The 19,490-nt window shown below is 68.4% G+C and carries 18 protein-coding genes; 7 read left to right on the top strand and 11 right to left on the bottom strand.

The window, feature by feature from the left end:
- Positions 1 to 54: 54 nt before the first annotated feature.
- Positions 55 to 1,788 (bottom strand): alpha-glucosidase, encoded by a 1,734-nt coding sequence (locus ABZ434_RS30970; RefSeq protein ID WP_359143541.1) that lies wholly within the window; start codon positions 1,786 to 1,788, stop codon positions 55 to 57.
- An 88-nt stretch (positions 1,789 to 1,876) separates the two neighbouring features.
- Positions 1,877 to 3,058, bottom strand: coding sequence for an ROK family protein (locus ABZ434_RS30965; protein ID WP_359143538.1), 1,182 nt, complete (start codon positions 3,056 to 3,058; stop codon positions 1,877 to 1,879).
- A gap of 736 nt (positions 3,059 to 3,794) precedes the next feature.
- Here ABZ434_RS30965 and ABZ434_RS30960 point away from each other — a divergent pair.
- The 3 genes from ABZ434_RS30960 (at position 3,795) to ABZ434_RS30950 (ending at position 7,439) form a co-directional block, all read left to right on the top strand.
- Positions 3,795 to 6,167, top strand: coding sequence for a family 49 glycosyl hydrolase (locus ABZ434_RS30960; protein WP_359143535.1), 2,373 nt, complete (start codon positions 3,795 to 3,797; stop codon positions 6,165 to 6,167).
- Between the two features lie 94 nt (positions 6,168 to 6,261).
- On the top strand, positions 6,262 to 6,702 hold the full coding sequence (locus ABZ434_RS30955; RefSeq protein ID WP_359143532.1) for a DoxX family protein: 441 nt from the start codon (positions 6,262 to 6,264) through the stop codon (positions 6,700 to 6,702).
- 152 nt (positions 6,703 to 6,854) lie between these two features.
- Positions 6,855 to 7,439, top strand: coding sequence for a lytic polysaccharide monooxygenase auxiliary activity family 9 protein (locus ABZ434_RS30950; protein ID WP_359143595.1), 585 nt, complete (start codon positions 6,855 to 6,857; stop codon positions 7,437 to 7,439).
- 1,178 nt (positions 7,440 to 8,617) lie between these two features.
- Here the strand turns inward: ABZ434_RS30950 and ABZ434_RS30945 are convergent.
- From ABZ434_RS30945 to ABZ434_RS30920, 6 genes are all read right to left on the bottom strand, one after another.
- Positions 8,618 to 9,376, bottom strand: coding sequence for a MerR family transcriptional regulator (locus ABZ434_RS30945; RefSeq protein WP_359143529.1), 759 nt, complete (start codon positions 9,374 to 9,376; stop codon positions 8,618 to 8,620).
- Positions 9,377 to 9,630: 254 nt separating this feature from the next.
- Positions 9,631 to 10,032 (bottom strand): zinc-binding dehydrogenase, encoded by a 402-nt coding sequence (locus ABZ434_RS30940; protein WP_359143592.1) that lies wholly within the window; start codon positions 10,030 to 10,032, stop codon positions 9,631 to 9,633.
- 29 nt (positions 10,033 to 10,061) lie between these two features.
- On the bottom strand, positions 10,062 to 10,496 hold the full coding sequence (locus ABZ434_RS30935) for a DUF6228 family protein (RefSeq protein ID WP_359143526.1): 435 nt from the start codon (positions 10,494 to 10,496) through the stop codon (positions 10,062 to 10,064).
- A gap of 207 nt (positions 10,497 to 10,703) precedes the next feature.
- Entirely contained in the window at positions 10,704 to 11,495 is a 792-nt protein-coding gene (locus tag ABZ434_RS30930; RefSeq protein WP_359143523.1) for a nitroreductase, read from the bottom strand.
- Between the two features lie 89 nt (positions 11,496 to 11,584).
- Positions 11,585 to 12,325: an NAD(P)-binding domain-containing protein gene (locus tag ABZ434_RS30925; protein WP_359143520.1), complete on the bottom strand. Its 741-nt coding sequence runs from the start codon at positions 12,323 to 12,325 to the stop codon at positions 11,585 to 11,587.
- Between the two features lie 166 nt (positions 12,326 to 12,491).
- On the bottom strand, positions 12,492 to 13,103 hold the full coding sequence (locus tag ABZ434_RS30920; RefSeq protein ID WP_359143517.1) for a helix-turn-helix domain-containing protein: 612 nt from the start codon (positions 13,101 to 13,103) through the stop codon (positions 12,492 to 12,494).
- 172 nt (positions 13,104 to 13,275) lie between these two features.
- Here ABZ434_RS30920 and ABZ434_RS30915 point away from each other — a divergent pair, with 172 nt between their 5' ends.
- On the top strand, positions 13,276 to 13,602 hold the full coding sequence (locus tag ABZ434_RS30915; protein ID WP_359143514.1) for a hypothetical protein: 327 nt from the start codon (positions 13,276 to 13,278) through the stop codon (positions 13,600 to 13,602).
- 467 nt (positions 13,603 to 14,069) lie between these two features.
- Here ABZ434_RS30915 and ABZ434_RS30910 read toward each other — a convergent pair whose 3' ends face one another.
- Positions 14,070 to 14,990: an SGNH/GDSL hydrolase family protein gene (locus ABZ434_RS30910; protein WP_359143589.1), complete on the bottom strand. Its 921-nt coding sequence runs from the start codon at positions 14,988 to 14,990 to the stop codon at positions 14,070 to 14,072.
- Between the two features lie 424 nt (positions 14,991 to 15,414).
- Here ABZ434_RS30910 and ABZ434_RS30905 point away from each other — a divergent pair, with 424 nt between their 5' ends.
- Both ABZ434_RS30905 and ABZ434_RS30900 read left to right on the top strand, forming a co-directional pair.
- The gene (locus ABZ434_RS30905; protein ID WP_359143511.1) at positions 15,415 to 15,696 is read left to right on the top strand and encodes a hypothetical protein; all 282 of its coding nucleotides are present in this window, start codon (positions 15,415 to 15,417) and stop codon (positions 15,694 to 15,696) included.
- 368 nt (positions 15,697 to 16,064) lie between these two features.
- Complete coding sequence (locus ABZ434_RS30900; RefSeq protein WP_359143508.1) at positions 16,065 to 16,256, top strand: hypothetical protein; 192 nt, start codon at positions 16,065 to 16,067, stop codon at positions 16,254 to 16,256.
- A 257-nt stretch (positions 16,257 to 16,513) separates the two neighbouring features.
- Here ABZ434_RS30900 and ABZ434_RS30895 read toward each other — a convergent pair whose 3' ends face one another.
- Together ABZ434_RS30895 and ABZ434_RS30890 are read right to left on the bottom strand one after the other, a co-directional pair.
- Entirely contained in the window at positions 16,514 to 16,795 is a 282-nt protein-coding gene (locus ABZ434_RS30895; RefSeq protein WP_359143505.1) for a hypothetical protein, read from the bottom strand.
- 219 nt (positions 16,796 to 17,014) lie between these two features.
- Positions 17,015 to 18,169 carry an Lrp/AsnC family transcriptional regulator gene (locus tag ABZ434_RS30890; RefSeq protein ID WP_359143502.1) on the bottom strand — a complete coding sequence of 385 codons (1,155 nt, stop codon included), beginning with the start codon at positions 18,167 to 18,169 and terminating at the stop codon, positions 17,015 to 17,017.
- Between the two features lie 59 nt (positions 18,170 to 18,228).
- Here ABZ434_RS30890 and ABZ434_RS30885 point away from each other — a divergent pair, with 59 nt between their 5' ends.
- Positions 18,229 to 19,482 (top strand): M20 family metallopeptidase, encoded by a 1,254-nt coding sequence (locus ABZ434_RS30885; RefSeq protein ID WP_359143499.1) that lies wholly within the window; start codon positions 18,229 to 18,231, stop codon positions 19,480 to 19,482.
- Positions 19,483 to 19,490 lie beyond the last annotated feature (8 nt).

Below are 19,490 nucleotides of genomic sequence, written 5' to 3'. Positions count from 1 at the left end.
TGCAGGGTCAGGGCGGTGCGGGGGGAGGCGGTACGGGTGTTCAGGTGGGGCTGGTCAGGCGGTGCGGCGGTGGACGCGGGCTTCCCAGGGCTGCAGGGTGTGCGGGGCCGTGAGAGGTGTCGTGGCGGGGACGTTGGCGATGAGGGTCTCGCTGTGTTCCCAGCCGTCGGGCAGGTCGACGGTGAGGTCGGCTCCGCTGAAGTTGGCGAGGATCAGCAGTTCGGTGCCGGATGCCGCGTCGTGGCGGGTGAAGGCGTAGAGCTGCTCGTGGTCGGGATGGAGCATGTGGAAGTCGCCGTGGGTGAGGGCGGGTTCGGTGTGCCTCAGGGAGATGAGGCGGCGGTAGTAGTGGAAGACGGAGTCCGGGTCGGCGACCTGAGCCTTGGCGTTGACGCGGGTGTGGTCGGGGTTCACCGCGATCCAGGGGACGCCGGTGGTGAAGCCGGCGTTCTGAGTGGTGTCCCACTGGAGGGGAGTGCGGGCGTTGTCCCGGCTTCGGTGGCGCAGCCCCGCCAGGATCTGTTCCTCGTCGACTCCGAGAGTGGTCTGCTCGCGGTGGTGGTTGAGGGACTCGATGTCCCTGAAGTCGTCGATGGAGGCGAAGGGGGCGTTGGCCATGGCGAGCTCTTCGCCTTGGTAGATGTACGGGGTGCCGCGGTGCAGGTGGAGCACGGTGGCGAGGAGTTTGGCGGAGCGGTCGCGGTAGGCGGGGCTGTCGTCGCCGAAGCGGGAGACGATGCGGGGCTGGTCGTGGTTGTTCCAGTACAGGCTGTTCCAGCCTGTCTCGCCCAGGCCGGTCTGCCAGCGGCCGAGGCTGGCCTTGAGGTCGGTCAGCTTCAGCGGGCGAACGTCGAACTTCCCGCCGGGGCCCTGGTCGAGCCCCACGTGCTCGAACTGGAACACCATGTCGACCTCGCTGCGGGCGGGGTCGGTGAAGAGCCTGGCCTCCTCCACGGTGACACCGGGCATCTCCCCGACAGTCATCAGCTGGCGCGGACGGCCCTCGAAGACCTCGCGGTGCATCTCGGCGAGGTACTCATGAATGCGGGGGCCGCAGATGTAGTGCGGGCTGCCGTCCCCGTACCCGCTGCCCTCGTGCACGGCTCCGTCGGGCAGGCCGGATGTCTTGGAGATGAGGTTGATGACGTCCATACGGAACCCGTCGACCCCGCGATCGAGCCACCAGCGCATCATGGCGTGGACCGACTGGCGAACGACGGGGTTCTCCCAGTTGAGGTCGGGCTGTTTGCGGGAGAACAGGTGCAGGTAGTACTCGCCGCTCGGCTCGTCGTACGTCCAGGCAGGGCCGGAGAAGAAGGAGCCCCAGTTGTTGGGTTCAGCACCCGGGGTGCCCGGTTCCATGCCGTCGCGGGCGGGGCGCCAGATGTACCAGTCCCGCTTGTTCCCCTGCCGGCCGCCGTCGCGGGACGCGGTGAACCAGGGATGTTCGTCGGAGGTGTGGTTGACCACCAGGTCCATCACGAGCTTCATGCCGCGCTCGTGGACGGCGTTCAGGAGCCGGTCGAACTCGTCGAGAGTTCCGAAGAGCGGGTCGATGTCCTGATAGTCACTGATGTCGTAACCGTTGTCGTCGTGCGGGGACGGGTAGACCGGAGAGAGCCACAGAACATCGACGCCGAGCTGGGACAGGTGGTCGAGACGCTCGATGATGCCTTGGAGGTCGCCGATTCCGTCCGCGTTGGAGTCGGCGAAGCTGCGCGGGTAGATCTGGTAGACCACCGCCTCGCTCCACCAGGAGTCGGCGGGATTGGCTTCATTCACGGGCACGTCAAACCTCATCGCGTTCGGTTGGTTACTTTTAGTGACATCGCTGAAGCGTTCGGGGCCACGGGCGTAGCTGGGCGGCCGGGTGGGGTCAGGAAATCGCGGCGCCCACCGCGTCGCGAATGACGAGGCAGGCCGCGCCTCGGGCCCAGAGATCGTGCCGGACGGGGTCGACGTGGATGTCGCAGTCCGCTGCCGCCGAAGAGAACGCCTGCGCTTCCAGTGCCGTGGTCATGGCCGGGCCGAAGAGGTCATAGGCGACCGCACCCTCCCCGGCGATGATGATCTTCTGCAGGTTGAGCAGGTTGCACATGCCGGCCATGCCCCGCCCGAGGGCGGTGCCGGCCTCGGCGAATGCGGAGCGGGCGACAGTGCTCGCCGAACCGCCTTCGCTGCGCGCGAGGCCAATGGCCTCAGCGATCGTGTCGCAGGCGATGCCGGCATCTCGGAGGTGGCGCAGGACGGCTCGGTCGCCCGCCAGGGCTTCCAGGCAGCCGCGGCGGCCGCAGCTGCACATGGGCCCGGCGGGATCCAGGGGAAGGTGGCCGAATTCTCCGGCAAGTCCGGTGGCGCCGGAGAAGAGGGAGCCGTCCAGGAGAAGGCCGCAACCGATGCCGGGACCGACGGTGACCACGGCGAAGGAGTCGATGTTCCGACCCTCACCGAACCAGCGCTCTGCGACGACCAGGGTATTCACGTCGTTGTTGACGACCACCGGCAGTCCGGTGGCCTCCATCAGAGGGCCGGCCACGTCGACCTTGCTCCAGCCGAGCAAGGCTGAGTAGCGGCAGATCCCGGCCGTCGAGTCGACGTGGCCGCTGACTCCTACTCCGAGGCCGAGAACCCTGTCCGCCGCGTCGGGCGCCTCTGCAAGGAGCCTGCCGGTCAGGGAGGCCGCGGCGGACAGGGCGGTACGAGGGGTGCAGTCATCCAAGGGCTCCTCGGCGCGGACCAGGACGTTGGCCGCCATGTCTGTGACGACGCCCGAGACCTGCGCGGGACCGATCTTCAGACCCACGACCAGATGCTTGTCGGGGTTGACGTGCAGCATCTTCTGCGGCCGCCCGCGGCCGTTCGGCGCGGTGTCGCTCTCACGCAAGTAATCGTGCTCGAGGAGCGGAGGCAGCATGCGGGTCACCGAGGAGGGCACCAGGCCAAGGCGCTGGGCGAGCTGGGTGCGCGAGATGGGCCCAGCGGTGAGGACGGTCGCGAAGATCTCCGCACGGGTCTGCTCACTGACAAGCTCCGAAAACCGGATCTTGGACGGGCTCATCACGCGGTACCTCCAGGTGGTTGTCGGTCAGGACGCTCGGGGGCGGCTCATCGCCATCGAACCCGATGTGGGCGCCGCGGTGTCCCAGCAGCAGTGAATCCGGTGTCGCCAGGCTTTACGGGGATCATCGTGCCTCCTGCGGCTGCGACGCCGCCGACCGGGATGCGCCCTGTCGACTGCGTATGACGGGAGTGTGTCCCCCACCCTTTTAGTGCGTCAAGAAAGAAAACAGTGCGTTACGCAACCGTGATGGGTCACCGCCGATCACCTAGTGTGACCGTATTGCAAGCGTTTGCCGTATTTGCCAGTTCCTCACTCGCCATCACCGTCGACGAATCTCGCGTATTTCATTGACACGACGAAGAAATGACGGGACGTTAACCGGCAGCCGGACACGTGCCGGAGCCGTGGGCCTCAGGGCTCCGGCGCACCCGCGGCCCCTCACCCCTCGGGTCAGGGGGGAGCGGTCGTCCCGGTCGCAGGACCGGTGTCCTGCGCCCCGGCCTGCGGCTGATCCCCACGCCTGAACTCCGCCCTGCAACTCCCCCCGAGAGGAGAGGAATCAGCAGGCCCCGTCTGCCGCACGGGCGGCTGCCGTGCGGTCCGCACCTCTAGCGGACAGCCGCACACCGATGACGCCCTCAGGCAGCGGCCTCAGCTTCCGGCCCCGTATCGGTGCCCGCCTCTGGCCGGCGCCTGGGGCTACGCCCCGATTCATCAAGGAGAGGACTTCAACATGCCCGCAGGAAGACTGCGACGGCTCAACACGCTGGCGGCCATCGCCGCCGGCCTGGCCTTGGCGCTCGCCGGCGCTGTCGTGCCCGCCAGCGCTCTGGCCTCGGTCACGCCCCTGCCGCCGGCTCAGCTCGTCCCCACGGCAGCCGTTGCCGCCGCGGCCCCGGCACCCGCAGCAGGAGCGGCGGGAGACACCGCGAACAGCGCGCAACTGCAGACCTGGTGGCACGACAACCACGAGTTCAACACCAGCAGCCCGGTGGGCGGTGACAAGGTCCGGCGGTCCTCCTTCTACGACGTGAAGGTCGCCACGGCCGCGGCACCGACCACGAAGTACGACTCGTTCGCCTACATGAGCATCCCCCGCAGCGGAAAAGGAAAGATCGGCTACACCGAGGAGGACGGCGCGGAATTCTCCGCCTCCGCGAACCTCACCATGAGCTGGTCGTCCTTCCAGTACACGGCCGACGTGTGGGTCGATGTGTCGCTGCGCACCGACCAGAGCATCACCTCGGCCGACCAGGTCAAGATCAAGCCGAGCAACTTGAACTTTGCCAAAGAACTCGTCAACAGCAAGACCGTCCGCGTCAAGGTGCCCTACAGCACCAAGGGTTACCGCTTCTCGGTCGAGTTCGACCCGCAGCTGTACACGGCCTACAACGACATGTCCGGCCCGGCGAACGAAGCCGGCAAGCTGACCACGAACAGCGGTGGCGGCAACCGGGCCATCCACACCGAGCCGCGCAACTCCATGATGATCTTCGCCGAGCCGACGCCGACCGGCACGGAGAAGGAGCGCCTGATCCCCACCGCCGCGTCGGGAAGCATCCACTACCCCGAGCCCGGCCAGGTCACCAACCTGAACAACGTCAGCCAGGACATCATCTACTTCCGCCCGGGCACCTACACCATGGGCTCGAAGTACCACGCGGTGCTCCCGGCGAACGTCAGGTGGGTATACCTGGCGCCCGGGGCCTACGTGAAGGGCGCCTTCCGCTTCTTCCACGACAACCAGGGCCTGTACAAGGTGACCGGGTACGGAGTCCTCTCCGGTGAGCAGTACGTCTACGAGGCGGACACCAACAACAACTACGACCACCTCAGCGGTGCGTCGAACTGTCACGCCTCCTGCGTGAAGATGCTCCAGTTCCAGTCCGCCGACGCCCAGCAGTACCTGGATCTGCAGGGCGTGACGATCAATGAGCCGCCGTACCACTCGTTCGTCGTCTACGGCAACGAGCAGACGTTCCAGATGCGGGTCGACAACTACAAGCAGGTCGGCTCCTGGTACTGGCAGACCGACGGCATCGAGCTCTACCGCGGCAGCACCATGAAGAACACGTTCTTCAACGCCAACGATGACGTGCTGAAGATGTACCACAGCGATGTCACCATCGTTAACACCGTTATCTGGAAGAACGAGAACGGCCCCGTCATCCAGTGGGGCTGGACCCCCCGCAGCATCGACAACGTACGGGTGAGCAACACTGACGTCATCCACAACCGGATGTACTGGAAGGACGTCAAGTACAACACCTGCATTCTCAACTCCTCCTCTCACTGGGAGGACATGGGCTCGACCACCAAGGCCGACCCCAGCACGTGGGTGAAGAACATGACGTTCGAGAACATCACCGTCGAGGGCAAGACCAATTGCGCGATCCGCGTCTTCGCGCTCTCCAGCACCGAGAACATCCACGTCAAGAACCTCAAGATCGACGAGTGGAGCGACCTCGACCCGAGCAGTCAGGTCAGCCTGCTAAGGCGCCACACCAACGCCGCCGGCCAGAAGGTCACCCTCGGCAACGAGACGAGCCAGAGCAAGGGCCTCAAGCTCGAGAACTACACGGTCGGCGGCACCGTCATCAGCAAGGCCGGGACCAACTGGGGAGCGGACAAGCTCGGCCGGCTCGGCTTCGACGCCGAGAACTGGGACAACTGGAACGCCTGGGGCCCCGGGGGCACCAACCCGGACCCTGACCCGAGCACGGGCTCCGGCCAGATCGTCAACGGCGGCACCGCCAAGTGCATCGACCGCGCCGGAGCCGGCACGGCCAACGGCACCGCGATCCAGCAGTGGACCTGCGCCAACACAGCCTCGATGACGTGGACTCTCGACGGCCAGCAACTCAAGTCCGGCGGCAAGTGCCTGGACGTCGACGGCGGCGCCACCGCCAACGGCACCAAGGCGCACCTGTGGGACTGCGGCGGCTGGGACAGCCAGAAGTGGGCCTTCCAGTCCAACGGCACCCTGAAGAACCTCAAGTCCGGCCGCTGCCTCGACGTCGAGGGCCAGAGCGCGGCCGACGGAGCCCGCCTCCACCTGTGGGACTGCGGTACATGGGCCAGCCAGAAGTTCAACCTGACTGCCTAGTCAGACTCGGCGTCGGCGGCCGCCACCGCGGCGGCCACCGGTGGCCAACGGAGCGGCGCCCCCACCTATCACCTCGCAGAAAGACAGCCCGCACATGCCATCGACCAGGTTCGAACAGCCAGTCCTAAGTCTCTTCCGCATCGTGATCGGGCTGCTCTTCGCCTGCCACGGAGCAGCCACCCTCTTCGACGTCTTAGGCGGACCCCACGGCCAGGCGCCCAGCACCGGGCAGTGGCCCGGATGGTGGGCCGCAGCGATCCAACTGCTCGGCGGAGCGCTCGTGCTGGCCGGACTGGCCACCCGCCCGGCAGCTCTCCTGTGCTCCGGATCCATGGCCTACGCCTACTTCGTCCAACACCAGCCCGACGGGCTGTTTCCGTTGGAGAACGGTGGTGAGCAGGCCGCGCTGTTCTGCTGGGCCTTCCTGCTCATCGCCGCCCTCGGCCCCGGCCGGTGGACCCTCACCGAGCTGCCGGGTACCGCGCAGCTCAAGCAGCGCACTCGCAGGGAGGTGAGCGACCGCAGCCACGTCTGAACCACCCAGTCAATCACTTGTCATGCACACGCAACTCACTGGCCGGATCGGCCGGTGAACCCCGACACACGGAGGAAGAGCATGAACCTCGCATCCGCAAAACCGACCCGCCGTACGGCCGTGAGCGCCGGCGTCCTGGCCACCGGCCTGCTCTGCCTGCTTCCGCTGGCACCGACAGCGTCCGCCCACGGCACGGTCATCGCCCCCAGACGCGCAACTACGGCTGCCTGCAGCGGTGGGGCTACAGCGAGCCGAACGAGGCCCAGGACCCCATGTGCTACCGGACCTACCACGAGAACGCGAACGCCATAGGCGCGTGGAAGGCCGTATACGCCAACAACACCGGGGACAACTACAAGCAGGTCATCCCCGACGGCCAGATCTGCAGCGCCGGCGGCCAGGGCGAGACGAACTACCGACCGCTCGACCGCCCCGGCCCGTGGATCACCACCAGTCTCGACTCCAACTTCACCGTCGACCTGTACGACGAGGCACGGCACGGCGCGGACTGGCTCGAGGTCTACGTCACCAGGCAAGGCTTCAACCCGGAGTACCAGCTGATCGGGTGGAATGACCTCGAGCTGGTGAAAAGGACCGGCCGCTACCCCTACCAGGCGCACTACACCACCGACGTCACCACGTCGGGATACAGCGGACGGCACGTCGTGGTGACCGTCTGGAAGGCATCGCACATGGACCAGAAGTACTTCCTGTGCAGCGACGTCAAGTTCGGCTGACCAAAGCCGGCTGACCGGGGCCCCGCAGGAGGCACGACCTGCTGTGGGGCCCTCCTTTCGAGGCCGGCCCCGACCCCGGCTCCCGTCAGTGGGTAAGCCGCAGACGCAGCACGGCGCCATAGGGCCTGGATCGGTTCCTGGCCCGAGATCGTCTCCAGCGGAGGACCGACGATGACCAAAACCTTCAACCGAAGCTCCCCTACCGGCACCCCCGCCCCGGCCGTTCAACCAGCAGCACGAGCGCCTCGTCCCCGCGGACATCGCCGATGGGGTCACCTACATGGTGACCCGGCCCCGGCACACGCGATGGTGTCTGGTCGGCGATCCTGACCGGGCTGCAGGCTCGGGCGGACGCGGCCGGTTTGATCACTTGGGACGTGAACGTCGACTCCACGGTCTGCCGGGCCCGTCAGCACGCGGCCGGTGCCCGGCGCAACAGCCAAGCCCAGCAGGAGCCGCCTGGCGGCAAGCGGGCCGAACACGACGACCATGGCCTGGGCCGGTCCCGCGGGGGCTGGACGACGAAGATCACCTGGCCTGCGAGCAAGGGCACAGGCCGTTATCACTGCCGACCACATCAGGTCAGCGGAGAGACAGCCCGCAGTTCAGGGCGGTGCTGGAAGTGATTCGGGTCCCGAGTGTCGGGCTGGGCCGGCCGCGGGTTCGTTCGTTGCGGGTGCGGGGCGACACGGCGTATGCGTCGCGCGCGAACCGTGCGTTCCAACGTGGGCGCGGGATCCTCTGCACGATCCCGGAACCTGCCGATCAGGCCGGCCACCGCAAACGCTGGGGAACGGCTGGCGTGCGGCCTCCGGCCGTCGACCGCGAGGACTAAAAGACCCGGCACGCGGTTGAGTGCGGCATCAACTGGCTGAAACGGAACCGGGCGGGGGCGACCCGGTTCGGCAAGCTTGCGCTCCGTTTCGAAGCAAGCATCCTCATCGCAGCTATCAACGAATGGCTGTGATCTGGCGTAAGTGCCAGCCCAGGGTGGCTTCGTTCGCGAGTACCAGCAGCGATCGTTTCGCTCGTCGGGAGGTACTCACTCGACCTGGTTCGATGGTGACGATGACGGGCAGCACCTCGCTCGGCAACTGATAGACCGGGCGAGGTGCGCCTGTTGGTGCGACGAACCAACTGCTCTCCGGGCTGGTCTCGCGGGACAGCCCGGAAAGCAGTCAGCTGAGCCGGGTCGTGGCGTACGCCTTGATGGCGTCGCGCTGGTACGCGGCCAGGCCCGGTGCGATCGCCTCGTACGCGGCGCGCCAGGCGTCGTTGTCCACGCAGGAGCGTCCGACGGCGCGGTATTCCTCGGCGGTGACGGGCCGCAGTTCGGTCATGGCCTGGTACTGGGAGTCGATCTGGGCCTGCACGGGCGCGGCGTCGGCCGGGTGGCCGGCGGCCATGAGGTCGGCCAGCAGGATCATCTGTGTCGTGCGCTCGCGCTGTCCGGCCTCGATGTCCTGCGGGGTCATCGCGGCGACCGTGCGGGCGACTTCCTCGGCGTGCTCGGGGAAGTCGTGCAGGCTCTCCTGGTACTGGGAGGGCTGGATGCCCTCGAACAGGTTCTCCGGTCGGTTGATGGTGATGGGGTTGCCGTCCTTTCTGGAGTGTTCCAGTTCGGCGATCGTGCGGGAGACGGTGCCGGCCAGGGCGTCGAGCCGGTCACGCTCGGCGAGCAGCCGCCGGTGGTGCCCGCGCAGGGCGTCCACCTCGTCGACCTGCTCGGCGAGGATCCGGCCGACCTCGGGAAGGCCTACACCCAGTGCCCGCAGTACGAGAATCTGCTGCAGCCGCAGCAGCTGCTGCTCCTCGTAGTAGCGGTGGCCGTTGGCCCCGATCCGGGCGGGCGGCAGCAGGCCGACCTCGTCGTGGTGCCGCAAGGTCCGGGCGGTCACGCCCGACATCCGAGCGACCTCCGCGATAGGCCAGTCCATCGCCCTCTCCCTCACGATCGCGTCACCGGACCGGTTTCTCCGGCCCTGTCAAGGACGGTAGAAGCTGCCGCAGCGGCAACCGCAAGCCCGCACCCCCACGATCTGGATGGCGGCCCGCGACCTTCCCCGACGGCCCACCCAGCACACCAGCAACTTCCAGAACACGGCCTGGGTGGCTCCCGCCGTTCCGCCGCCCTCTGCCTCGGCATTCCTCTCGGCTGCCGGCCCAGGGCAGCGAGCAGGGGAGGGGAAGCTCAGGCCGGGGAATCGGTCTCGCGGGCGACGGTGACGACGGCCTGGCCGACCGTGCCTCCGTTGCGGCTGGTATTGGCGGCAGGCACGTCATCGAATCCGTAGGTCTCGGTGTCGGGCGGGGTGATTGATCCGTCGCGCAGGAACGCGGACAGGGCCTCTTGGGTGAGGTCGCGTTCGGTGCCGGAGCGGAAGAGGGCAAGGGCTCCGCCGACTGAGTAGTCGTTGAAGAGGATGTGCTGGGCGTCGGGCTGCCCCCACTTGCCGCTGGCGAAGCCGACCAGGAGCACGCGTCCCCCGCGGCCGACGGCGGTGGCTTGGGCGTATGTTTTGCCGCCGACCGTGTCGTAGATGACGTCGGCGCCGTGCCCGCTGCTGAGTTCGAGAACCGTCTGGGCAAGGATCCCCTCCTGACGGGCCGACTGCCGACAACCTACTCTTCGCGCAGGAATTCCCGCAGGTCAGCGGCTACGGCAGTCATCCCCTCACCGGCCTCGATCACGGTCGTCACGGTGCAGTTCCAGTCGCCGGGGAAGAAGCCGGATCGCAGGGTCCAGCGCAGATACACATGACCGCCCGAGCCGAACGTCGCCGTCACGATCAGGTGGTTATTGCTCCAGATCCGCTCGCCTTCCCAGCCATGGAAGTCGCGCGCGAGGCCATCGAAGAACTCGCTCATGGCGTCCCAGACCGTCACGGTCACGGTCTCAAGCCGTGCACGCACACCGTCATCGATGGCCTCCACAGCGAAAGCGAACTCGTACTCATCCGCCCGCGACCAGTCGAACAACCGGACAGAGAGCGCCTGCGCCCCCGACCCCCGAACAACAACCTCGAACTGCCCTGGAACCACCTCGACCAGACTCACCCGCCGAAGCATACGGACGCCGCCAAGTCGACGTCACCGCCATTCCCTGGCACCGGTGCCGCTCCTACTTCTCAACAACACTCGGAGCATCCCCTGCTTCCTGGTGCTGCTAGCTCTCGCCAACAGACGTTCTTCGTTTCCACCTACGCAGCCAGGCGCGCCGAACTCGTTTGCCTGTCAGCGTTTCATGAAGGCATTTCTTTTCAGTCAGGGGAGGAGCGCCGAGCCGGTCGAGGCGGGCGCCCTGTCCGGGTGCGGCCGCACAGCAGACGGGCCCGGTGAAACCGGCGCCTGCTGCTGGCCGAGGACTCCGGGGGTGTCGTGCAGGATGACACTCTGCTCCAGGGCGGTCCGTTCCATGCGGAAGCCGTTGGCCTGCGCGGTCTCGTCGGCGGCGCCGAAGGAGATGCCGAACATCAGCTCGAGGTCCGCGGGTACGTCCAGAACCTCGCGGACCGTGTCGGCGTGGAAACCGAGCATGGTCTGCGGAATGCCGCCAAGTCCTCGGGCTGTCAGCGACAGCAGGAAGTTCTGGGCGTACATGCCGATGTCGCCCGCCGCCCGCACCCCGTCCCCGAAGGCCGGCATGAAGAGGAAAGCGACATGGGGTGCGCCGAAGAAGTCCAGGTTCTCGCGTGCCGCGGCCTTCCTGGCCGCCCGGTCCGAGCGGGCGATGCCCATGGCTCCGTAGAGGGTCGCGGCATGGTGGTGTGCCCGCTCGAGGTAGGTGCCCTCGCCGAAGTCGGCGTAGTCGAAGGTGAAATCGGGCGAGAGTCGTTCTTCCTCGTCGGCCTGGAGGAGTTGCTTGCTCAGTGCGTCCCGTGCCTCGCCGGAGACGACGTGCACCGTCCAGGGCTGCGTGTTGCAGTTCGACGGCGCTGCCTGCGCGTCCTCCAGCACGCCGCGGATCTCCGCAGGCGCCACCGGCTCGGGCAGGAACTTCCGCACGGAGTGCCGGGACCGTGCGAGGTTGGTGAAGGGTATGGCTGCGGTGGACAAGACGTTTTCTCTCAAGTTGCCCGGTACCGGGGCATGGGTGACCCCGGTACCGGGTCCGTCGGTGTCGGAGGTGCGGTCGGCGTCAGCGGTCAGAGGTGCAGGGAGCGGTTGAGTTCCACGATCTCGTCCAGCGGGGGCAGGGAGGGGAGAGAGGCCAGGTACTGAAGCTGGCGGTCACGGATGGCCGGGGTCTTCTCCTGGTCAGCCGCCTGCAGGGCCGGTCCCAGCTGGTCGAGGGTCAGCTCGGTGCAGTACGCGGGCGTCGCCGGCTGCTGGCGCCAGGAGTCGGCCAGCTTGCCCGCGTCGAAGGGGTCGAAGCCGGTCTCGTCCACCAGACGCATGGCCACGTCCCGCGCTTCGTCGGAGTCGGCCGCGACCGGTAGCGCGATCCGGCCCGGCGTTCCCGCGGGAACGCCCCTGGTCTTCAAGGTGGCCTCCAGGACCGCGTTCCACGCCTTGGCCACGGGCCGCCCCAGTTGCTCGGCCACCCACACGCTCTCGGCCTGACCCTGCCCCACTCCCTCGATAGGAACGTTCCACGCCCCGAAGGGGACGTAGTTGGTGGTGTCGATGACGATGGTCTCGCTGGGTACGGAGGCGAAAAGGCCGGCCACGTCCGGGACCTTGAAGAACGGGACGGACAGGATCACGACGTCCTTGTTCTGTACGGCGTCGGCGGCCGTCACCGCCTGCGCCCCGAATTTCAGCACGTCCGCATCGATCGTCTCGGGGCCCCGGGAGTTGGCCACGGCGACCTCGTGCCCGCCCGCGCTGAAGACGCGCGCCAGTTCCGCCCCGATCGCTCCCGTTCCGAGAATGCCAATTCGCATAATTTGTCCTTACTGGAGGTGCATCTCTCCCCGGGCAAAGGGGGGCGAGATGTAATGGCTGTGGGCGTGCGGGCCGGATGGCCCGCAGTTCAGGAGGAAGGGTGTCGCGGCGCCCTTCCCATGGCTCTCCCGGCAGCCCGCCCGGGGCAGGGCGGTGGCCGGTGGTCTATGTGCGGTTGTTCTGGACGTCGTGCTCGCGGTAACCGTCTTCGACGAGCGCGCGCAGTCGGTCGAGTGATTCCTCGTCGACGGTGCCGGTGCCCCTGACCCAGGCCACCGAGACAGACGCGAGGAAGAGGTCGTACCCCTTCACCGACGCTCTCGTGTCCCCGGCCTGCTGCGCGGCCCGTACGTACTCGTCGGTGGTGGCGATGAGCTGGTCGCACGGGAGGGTGAGAGGGTTGCCCGGTTCCTGTGCGCGGGCCGCGGCCATGAGCGGTTCCGGCAGTCCGCTGAAGGCACTGAAGTACTCCTCCATCGCCCGCAGCCACTGGCGCAGCGCCTCAGAGGCGTCGCCGAGCCGCGCGATGTCCTCACTGCGGGCCACCAGCTCCTCGGAGCGTGTCTGCAGCACGGCCGCCAGCAGCGCCTCCCGGGTGGGGAAGTGCCGGTACAGCGTGCCGGCCCCGACGCCCGCCTCCTTGGCCACCGCATCCAGCGATGCGCCGACACCGTGCTGCAGGAATTGACGCTGGGCCGCCTCCAGGAGAGTCGCGCGATTGCGCTGGACGTCAGCACGGGGCCTGCGCCCCTGCTGCTGTTCCCTGTTGCCGCCCATATGCCCTCCTGCCGTACACGATTCGACCACCGCACGAAACGGAGACCGCCTCCGTACCTTTTCGAGCGTAAAACGGAGACTGCCTCCGGTCAACTCGTCCCTTTCGGACAACGAAGGAATGCCGAGGCGCCACGCCTCCATCCGGACCGGCCGCGGCCTCCCTACTGAGGGCTTGCGCGAGGCTGGCGGGGTGTGCAGCCGGTTCAGCTTCAGCAACACAATCGGAAAGGCGCCCGTCGCGACCGAGGCGCTGGGCGTCCCGGCCCCCGGGGAGAGCGCACTGCGCTACCGGGCCCTGTCCCGATTGGACAACGGAGGCTTTCCTTGGACCCTGGTGACCGCCGTACGGGTCGGAGGCGTCATCGCGACGATGCACGTCCTGGACACCACCGGGCCGATCCCCCCCGAGAAGCCCGCCACGTTCAAGCCGGATCCGGGCCCCGACGAGGCGGTCATCGCCACTCTCATCGAGAACGTCACCACAGCCCGGAGCGCCTGAACTCGACCACAGCCCGCCGCACGCCCAGGCTCGTTGAGCGCATCGACGTTCTCGTGGTTGGGCTCCAGCTACCCCCGAGCACGCTTCCTCGGCCGCAAGCACCTCCGCTTCGGCGGACCGGGAACTCTGACCAGCACGCCACCGTCCACGCCCGAAGCTGTTTCCCGCGTGTGCACAGTTGGCCCGACAGGCCAACTACGTCGCTAAATGAGTGGGAGGGGCTGCCGGTGTCATGGAGTGCGTTCGTGTGGGGCTGGGTGATGAGAAATTCTCACGACTGATCGAGGGTCAACGAGATCCTGGCCGAGCTGACCGGAGAGGCCGAACAGGTTGGTGTGGGATGACTTGATTCCGCGCCCGCGGACGTGGTCTCCGCCAGCTGCCTGGATCTTCATGCTTGCTGCGCGGGTGCGTCCATCTTCGCCCTGCGCCTCAGGGCCGATGCGCCCGCCCGTCCGCGGAGTGGGTCAGTGGTGTCCGGCGCCCTTGCTGAGGGTCTTGAGGAGCGCTTGTGCCATGACTTGCTCGCCCTTCGCGTTGGGATGGGCCGGAGCGGCTGGCGCCGCGGGGCGCAGCGGCTCGATCCACCGGTCGGCGGGTGCCTTGCACATGTCGTGGCCCACCGTCGGTCCGTACGTGTCCACGTAGTCGGCCCGGTTCAACAGCGCCACCGCGCGTAGCATCAGGTTGAGGCGCTTTTCCGTGTTCCGCAGGTACGGGAAGTCCTTCGCGGCGAAGGGGACGGTGGGGTAGCAGCCGGTGCCGTCGTCGGGAAGGAGGTCTGGGTAGCCGACGACGACTACGCGCGCGTGGGGGGCCTTGTGGTGTATCTCCCGCAGTATGCGGGTGACCTTGGGCGCTGTCTGGATGATCTTCAGGGTCAACTGGTCGTAGCCTGCGGCACTGTAATGCTGCTGACAGGGGTTGCCGGCGAGGTCCGTGGCGCTGAGGCCGGCGCAGGTGCCGATGATGGAGCCGAAGCCGACGTCGTTGCCGCCGATCTGCAGGGTCACGACATCCGTGTCGCTCTTCACCGCGTCCAGCTGAGGTCCGTTGGTGCCCTGCGCCTGCCACATCTCGGCGGTCGTCGCACCGCCGCAGCTCATGTCAGTGAACGAGGTGGTGTGGAGCTCGCGCGCGGTGATCGACGGGTAATTGTGGTCGGAACGGGCACAGTTGGCGTCCACCTGTGTGGGTATCAGAGGGCCGGAAGTGTAGGAGTCGCCCAGCGCCACGTAGCTGGAGCGGGGTGTCCCGTGCGCATCCCGCGGCGCGGCCGAGGCCGTGCCGGTGAAGCCGACGGTGAGCGCGCAGCTGCTCAGCGCGGCCAGCGTGATGGCGGCGCGTCGCTTGAATACGGCCTCGCCCGGACGCGTCCAATGCATCATCATGCTCTCCCTGGAAATTCCGACGATCCGCGTTCGGCCGGGCAGCAGTGACTAGGGTGCATGAGACGTCAGAGGGCGCCTGGCCGCTCGGCGGTTCGTGCTCAGCGGAACCAACCTTGCCTGTATACCGGCCAGTAGGCTGAGAGGCCAGTGATCGGACGGACTCCGCTCAGAGTGGTGTTCTCGTCTCCCGCTGGTGTATCAGGCGGCGGAGGTGGGCCTGGCTTGCGTGTCTGGGCAACCGCAGCGCCCATGACTGGGCCCTCGCTCAGTATCTGATGCCAGTTACGTGCAGTTTCGTCGGTACGGGTGCCCTTTGGGCCTTGACCCCGAATCCTGGACGCGGGTGCCCCCTCGACTGGCAGGAAACCGCCGTGACGAGGAGATCATCTGTCTCACGCTGGACAGGTGGAGCCCACCTTCGATGATCATTCATGCGCCGGGGGACGGCCACGCCTGGCGAGCCGGCTTCGGAGCTGACACTGGTCAGTTATCCGGTCTGGATGAGGCATTGCGTGCAGCAGGAGCGGTGTATCCGTCGTTGCCTGACACAGGTGAAGCCGAAGTAGTGGCGTGCTACGAAGAGTACGGGGCGCGGCTGCCTGCGGCAGTGTTCAGCGCTGTCGGCAGTTACACCGGTCTGTCCATTGACCAGGCCGCCGTACAGGCCGGAGAACTGCCATCGGTCCTGATATCCATGGTGTGACAGGAACACAGAACCGGCCGCCTCCCCGTTGCGGGCGGGGGCCGGTCCCGTTGCGCGGGGCGACTTCTACTGGGTGGTCAGCTTGCAGACGTCCGGTGTGGCATTGCCGTGCAGGCATGTGCTGCCCGGCGGTCATACGGGTGTCTAGCCAGTAGGTGTCCTTGTCCATGATCCGCATGGCACGCATGAACGTCCCGAAGTTTCCGCCCATGGATTCCTTATTGTGCATGCCGGACATTGATGGTCGGCATGCACTCGCTGAACGTCGGGTCGGTGCCGTTAATGCTGAACGGGTGTACCGCTGTCCCCAGTTTCTTCGCGTAGGTGTCGATACACGCATTGCCGGTCGGGGGGTGCTGCCGGCCACCGTGGCAGGGTTCAGTCCGCTCTCGGCAGCGGACATGCCACCGCTGTTGTACGACGAGGTGAACGCGCACTCGTCACAGTTCAACTCGTCGGAGACGTCGACCAGGGCGCTGGCGTCACCGTTGTCCTTGGCCCGCCCGGTGGGGCAGATGCGGGCGCGGCTGCGGGTGTTCTGCGACTGGTCGCCCGTGTAGTACAGGGGGCTTGCGCGCGGGGAGAGAACCCGCGTGGGTGGGCGTGTACGGATCGTCCACGCATGTGCCGCAGCCTGCGGGTATGCCTTGGCATTGAGGGCGTGCGTCGGTGCGGAATTGCCGAACACGCGGCCCGTCCCAGGGCCCGCAGTTCGGGTGGCCGCCCGCCGCGTGATCCCTTGCTCAGGCGGACGAGGGATCTCGAGCTTCCGCCGGACTCCGGCGCTATGACTGGGTAGCCCGAGAGAATCAGGTGGTCAGAGGGTGCTGCAGCGTCCGGCGATCTGACCAAGGATGGGCAGGCTCAGGTGGATCACCGAGGGTTTGAGTGCGGCATTGAGCTGGGTCAGGTTCTCCTCGGCGCCGGCCAGGCTGATCTCCAGGCCCGACACGGGACTGGCCCGCACCAGCGTGGTCAGGACCGCGGTCAGCAGATGGCGGCGCGGCACCGAGCGGGTGGCGCGGGCGGCCGGCAGGGAGACCACGGCGGCCGTCAGCGCGTAGGCGGTGACCAGCCGGCCCACCGCGGCCGCCGGCACCCGCGGGTCGGCCGAGATCAGCTCGATCAGCCTTTCCCGGGCAGGTTCTCCGTGGTGTTGAAGGTGAATGCCGCGAGCATCAGGGCGCTGAGCACCGCCGGTCGGAGCGGGCGGGCCGTGCGGGGTGCGGCCATGGGGTCTTTCGGCGGGGTGGCGCCTGCAATGCACCTGCTGCGGCCGACCGGGCGGACAGCTCTTGCGGTGGCGCGCGGGGGTGTGTCAGCGGCCCGCGCGCAGCCGTTCCAGCAGGGCGTCCTGCGCCCGTTCCGCGTCGTTGTCCTCCCAGAAGGTGACCGGCACGCCCCTGATGTGGCGACCGCGCGGATCGAGCAGATGGCCCGCCAGCTTCAGCTGCCAGAGCGCCACCGCTCGGTCGGCGACGACGAGTTCGGGGAACCGGGTGGCGAGTCGGGCCTCGAAGGCGGCGATGTCCTGCGGGGAGCGCAGCCACACCGTGAGCATCAGGTTGTGCGGCCCGGAGAGCGAGGCGCAGAGCCGGGTCTCGCGCATCCGGATCAGCTGGGCGGCGATCCGTGAGGTCTCGGCCGCCGGTGCGGCGCCCCAGAGGGTGACGGAGATCGGCCAGCCGGAGAGGTAGCGCGCCACCTCGCAGCGGTAGACCAGGGCGTCCTGCCGGTGCATGCGCTCCAGCCGTCGGCGGACCGTGGTGGGGCTGACGCCGAGCCGTTCCGCGAGCCGGGCGGCGGGCTGCCGGAAGTCCTCGCTGAGCAGCAGGTACAGCCGGGTGTCGAGCGTGTCGGGGGCGGCCAGCCCCCGGCGGGGCGTGGCCACCGGGGGCCGGTCCGCCGCCAGCACGTCCTTGCTGTCCGGGCCGAGCCGGTCCAGCCGCCAGCGGCTGCCCTCGGTGTGCACGACGGTGGCGAGCTGCGTCCGGGTCGCGGACACGCCGGGCAGCCGGCCGAGGCGGAAGCCGACGTACCGGGTGAGTGCTGCCTGGTCGGGGAAGGCCGCATTCAGGATCAGGTCCCTGGAGCCGCTCATGTGCTCGATGGTGATGAGGTGGGGATCGTCCGCGATCTCCGCCGCCACCGCGTGCAGCGAACCCGCCGCGCAGTCCACCTCGATGAAGGCGATGATCGGCACCGCCGGTCCCACGGCCACCGTGTAGCAGCTCAGCCAGGCGTGACCGGCCTCGGTGAGCCGGTTCCAGCGGCGGGCCGCCGTGGAGGCGTCGACTCCGAGCGCCTTGCCGATCTGGGCCCACTCGGCGCGCGGCGAGGTCTGCAGGGCGGTGATCAGGAGGTAGTCCAGCTCGTCCAGCAGCGGCGGGTGCGCGGCGCGCAGCAGGGCACCGGGGCCGGCTGGTTCCAGCGGCTCGGGCCACCCGGTGGATACGTGCGTCGAGGGTGTCATCGGAGGCGCTTTCCTGCGGATGATCCGGCGTGGAGGGGTTCACTCCGCACGATACGCCCATGTCTCTGCTCCACGATGCCCACGCACTCGCCCCCTCGCTCACCGCCCTGCGCCATGCCCTGCACCGGGAACCCGAACTCGGACTGGACCTGCCGCTGACCCAGGCCCGGATCCTCGACGCGCTGGACGGCCTCGGCCTGGAGATCCGGCGGGGCCGCGCGCTGAGCTCTGTCACCGCCGTCCTGCGCGGCGGGCGACCCGGACCCCCCGTGCTGCTGCGCGCCGACATGGACGCCCTGCCCGTCACGGAGGACACCGGCCTGCCGTACGCGTCCGTGCTCGAAGGGCGGATGCACGCCTGCGGCCACGACCTGCACGTCACCGGGCTGGTCGGGGCCGCCCGGCTGCTCGCGGCGCGGCGCGGGGAACTGGCGGGAGACGTGGTCTTCATGTTCCAGCCCGGCGAGGAGGGCATGGGCGGCGCCCGGATCATGATCGACGAGGGGGTGCTGCACGCCGCCGGGGAGCGGGTGGTCGCCGCGTACGCCCTGCACGTCGTGTCCACCGGCGCTCCCACCGGCTACGCCGCCACCCGCCCCGGCCCGATGCTCGCCGCCTCCGACGCCGTGCACGTCACGGTGCGCGGCCGGGGCGGCCACGGCTCCTCCCCGCACTCCGCCTCCGACCCCGTGCCCGCGCTGTGCGCGGCGGTCACCGCCCTCCAGACTGCGGTGACCCGTGAGATCGACGTCTTCGACCCGGCCGTGATCACCGTCGGCAGGATCGAGGCCGGCACCGCCGCCAACGTCATCGCGGACACCGCCCGGTTCGACGCGACCGTGCGCACCTTCTCCGCCGCCGCGCGGGCCACCGTCCGCTCGGCCTTCGAACGGACCGTGCACGGGGTGGCGCGGGCGCACGGCGTCACCGCGGAGATCGACTACGTCGAGCAGTACCCGGCCACCGTCAACCACGCCGGGGAGGCCGCGTTCGCGCTGGAGACCGCCCGCGCCGTGCTCGGCGAGGACCACGCCTTCGAGGCCCCGCACCCCATGGCCGGGGCCGAGGACTTCTCCTTCGTCCTGGAGGAGGTGCCCGGCGCGTTCGTGGGCCTCGGCGCCTGCCCGCCCGGCACGGACCCGGCCACCGCCCCGATGAACCACTCGGCTCGGGCGGTCTACGACGACGGCGCCCTGCCTCACGCCGCCGCCCTGCTCGCCGGGCTGGCGCTGCGCCGCCTCGACGCCCCGCTCACCGCCCCGGACGCCCTCCCGGACCTCCGGGCCGTCCCCGCGCTCGCCCCTCAGGAGTGACACCCCCC

It is taken from the genome of Streptomyces sp. NPDC005761 (genome assembly GCF_040630635.1).
In the GTDB taxonomy this organism is placed as follows: Bacteria; Actinomycetota; Actinomycetes; order Streptomycetales; family Streptomycetaceae; genus Streptomyces.
This window is presented reverse-complemented; position numbering and strand designations above follow the sequence as displayed.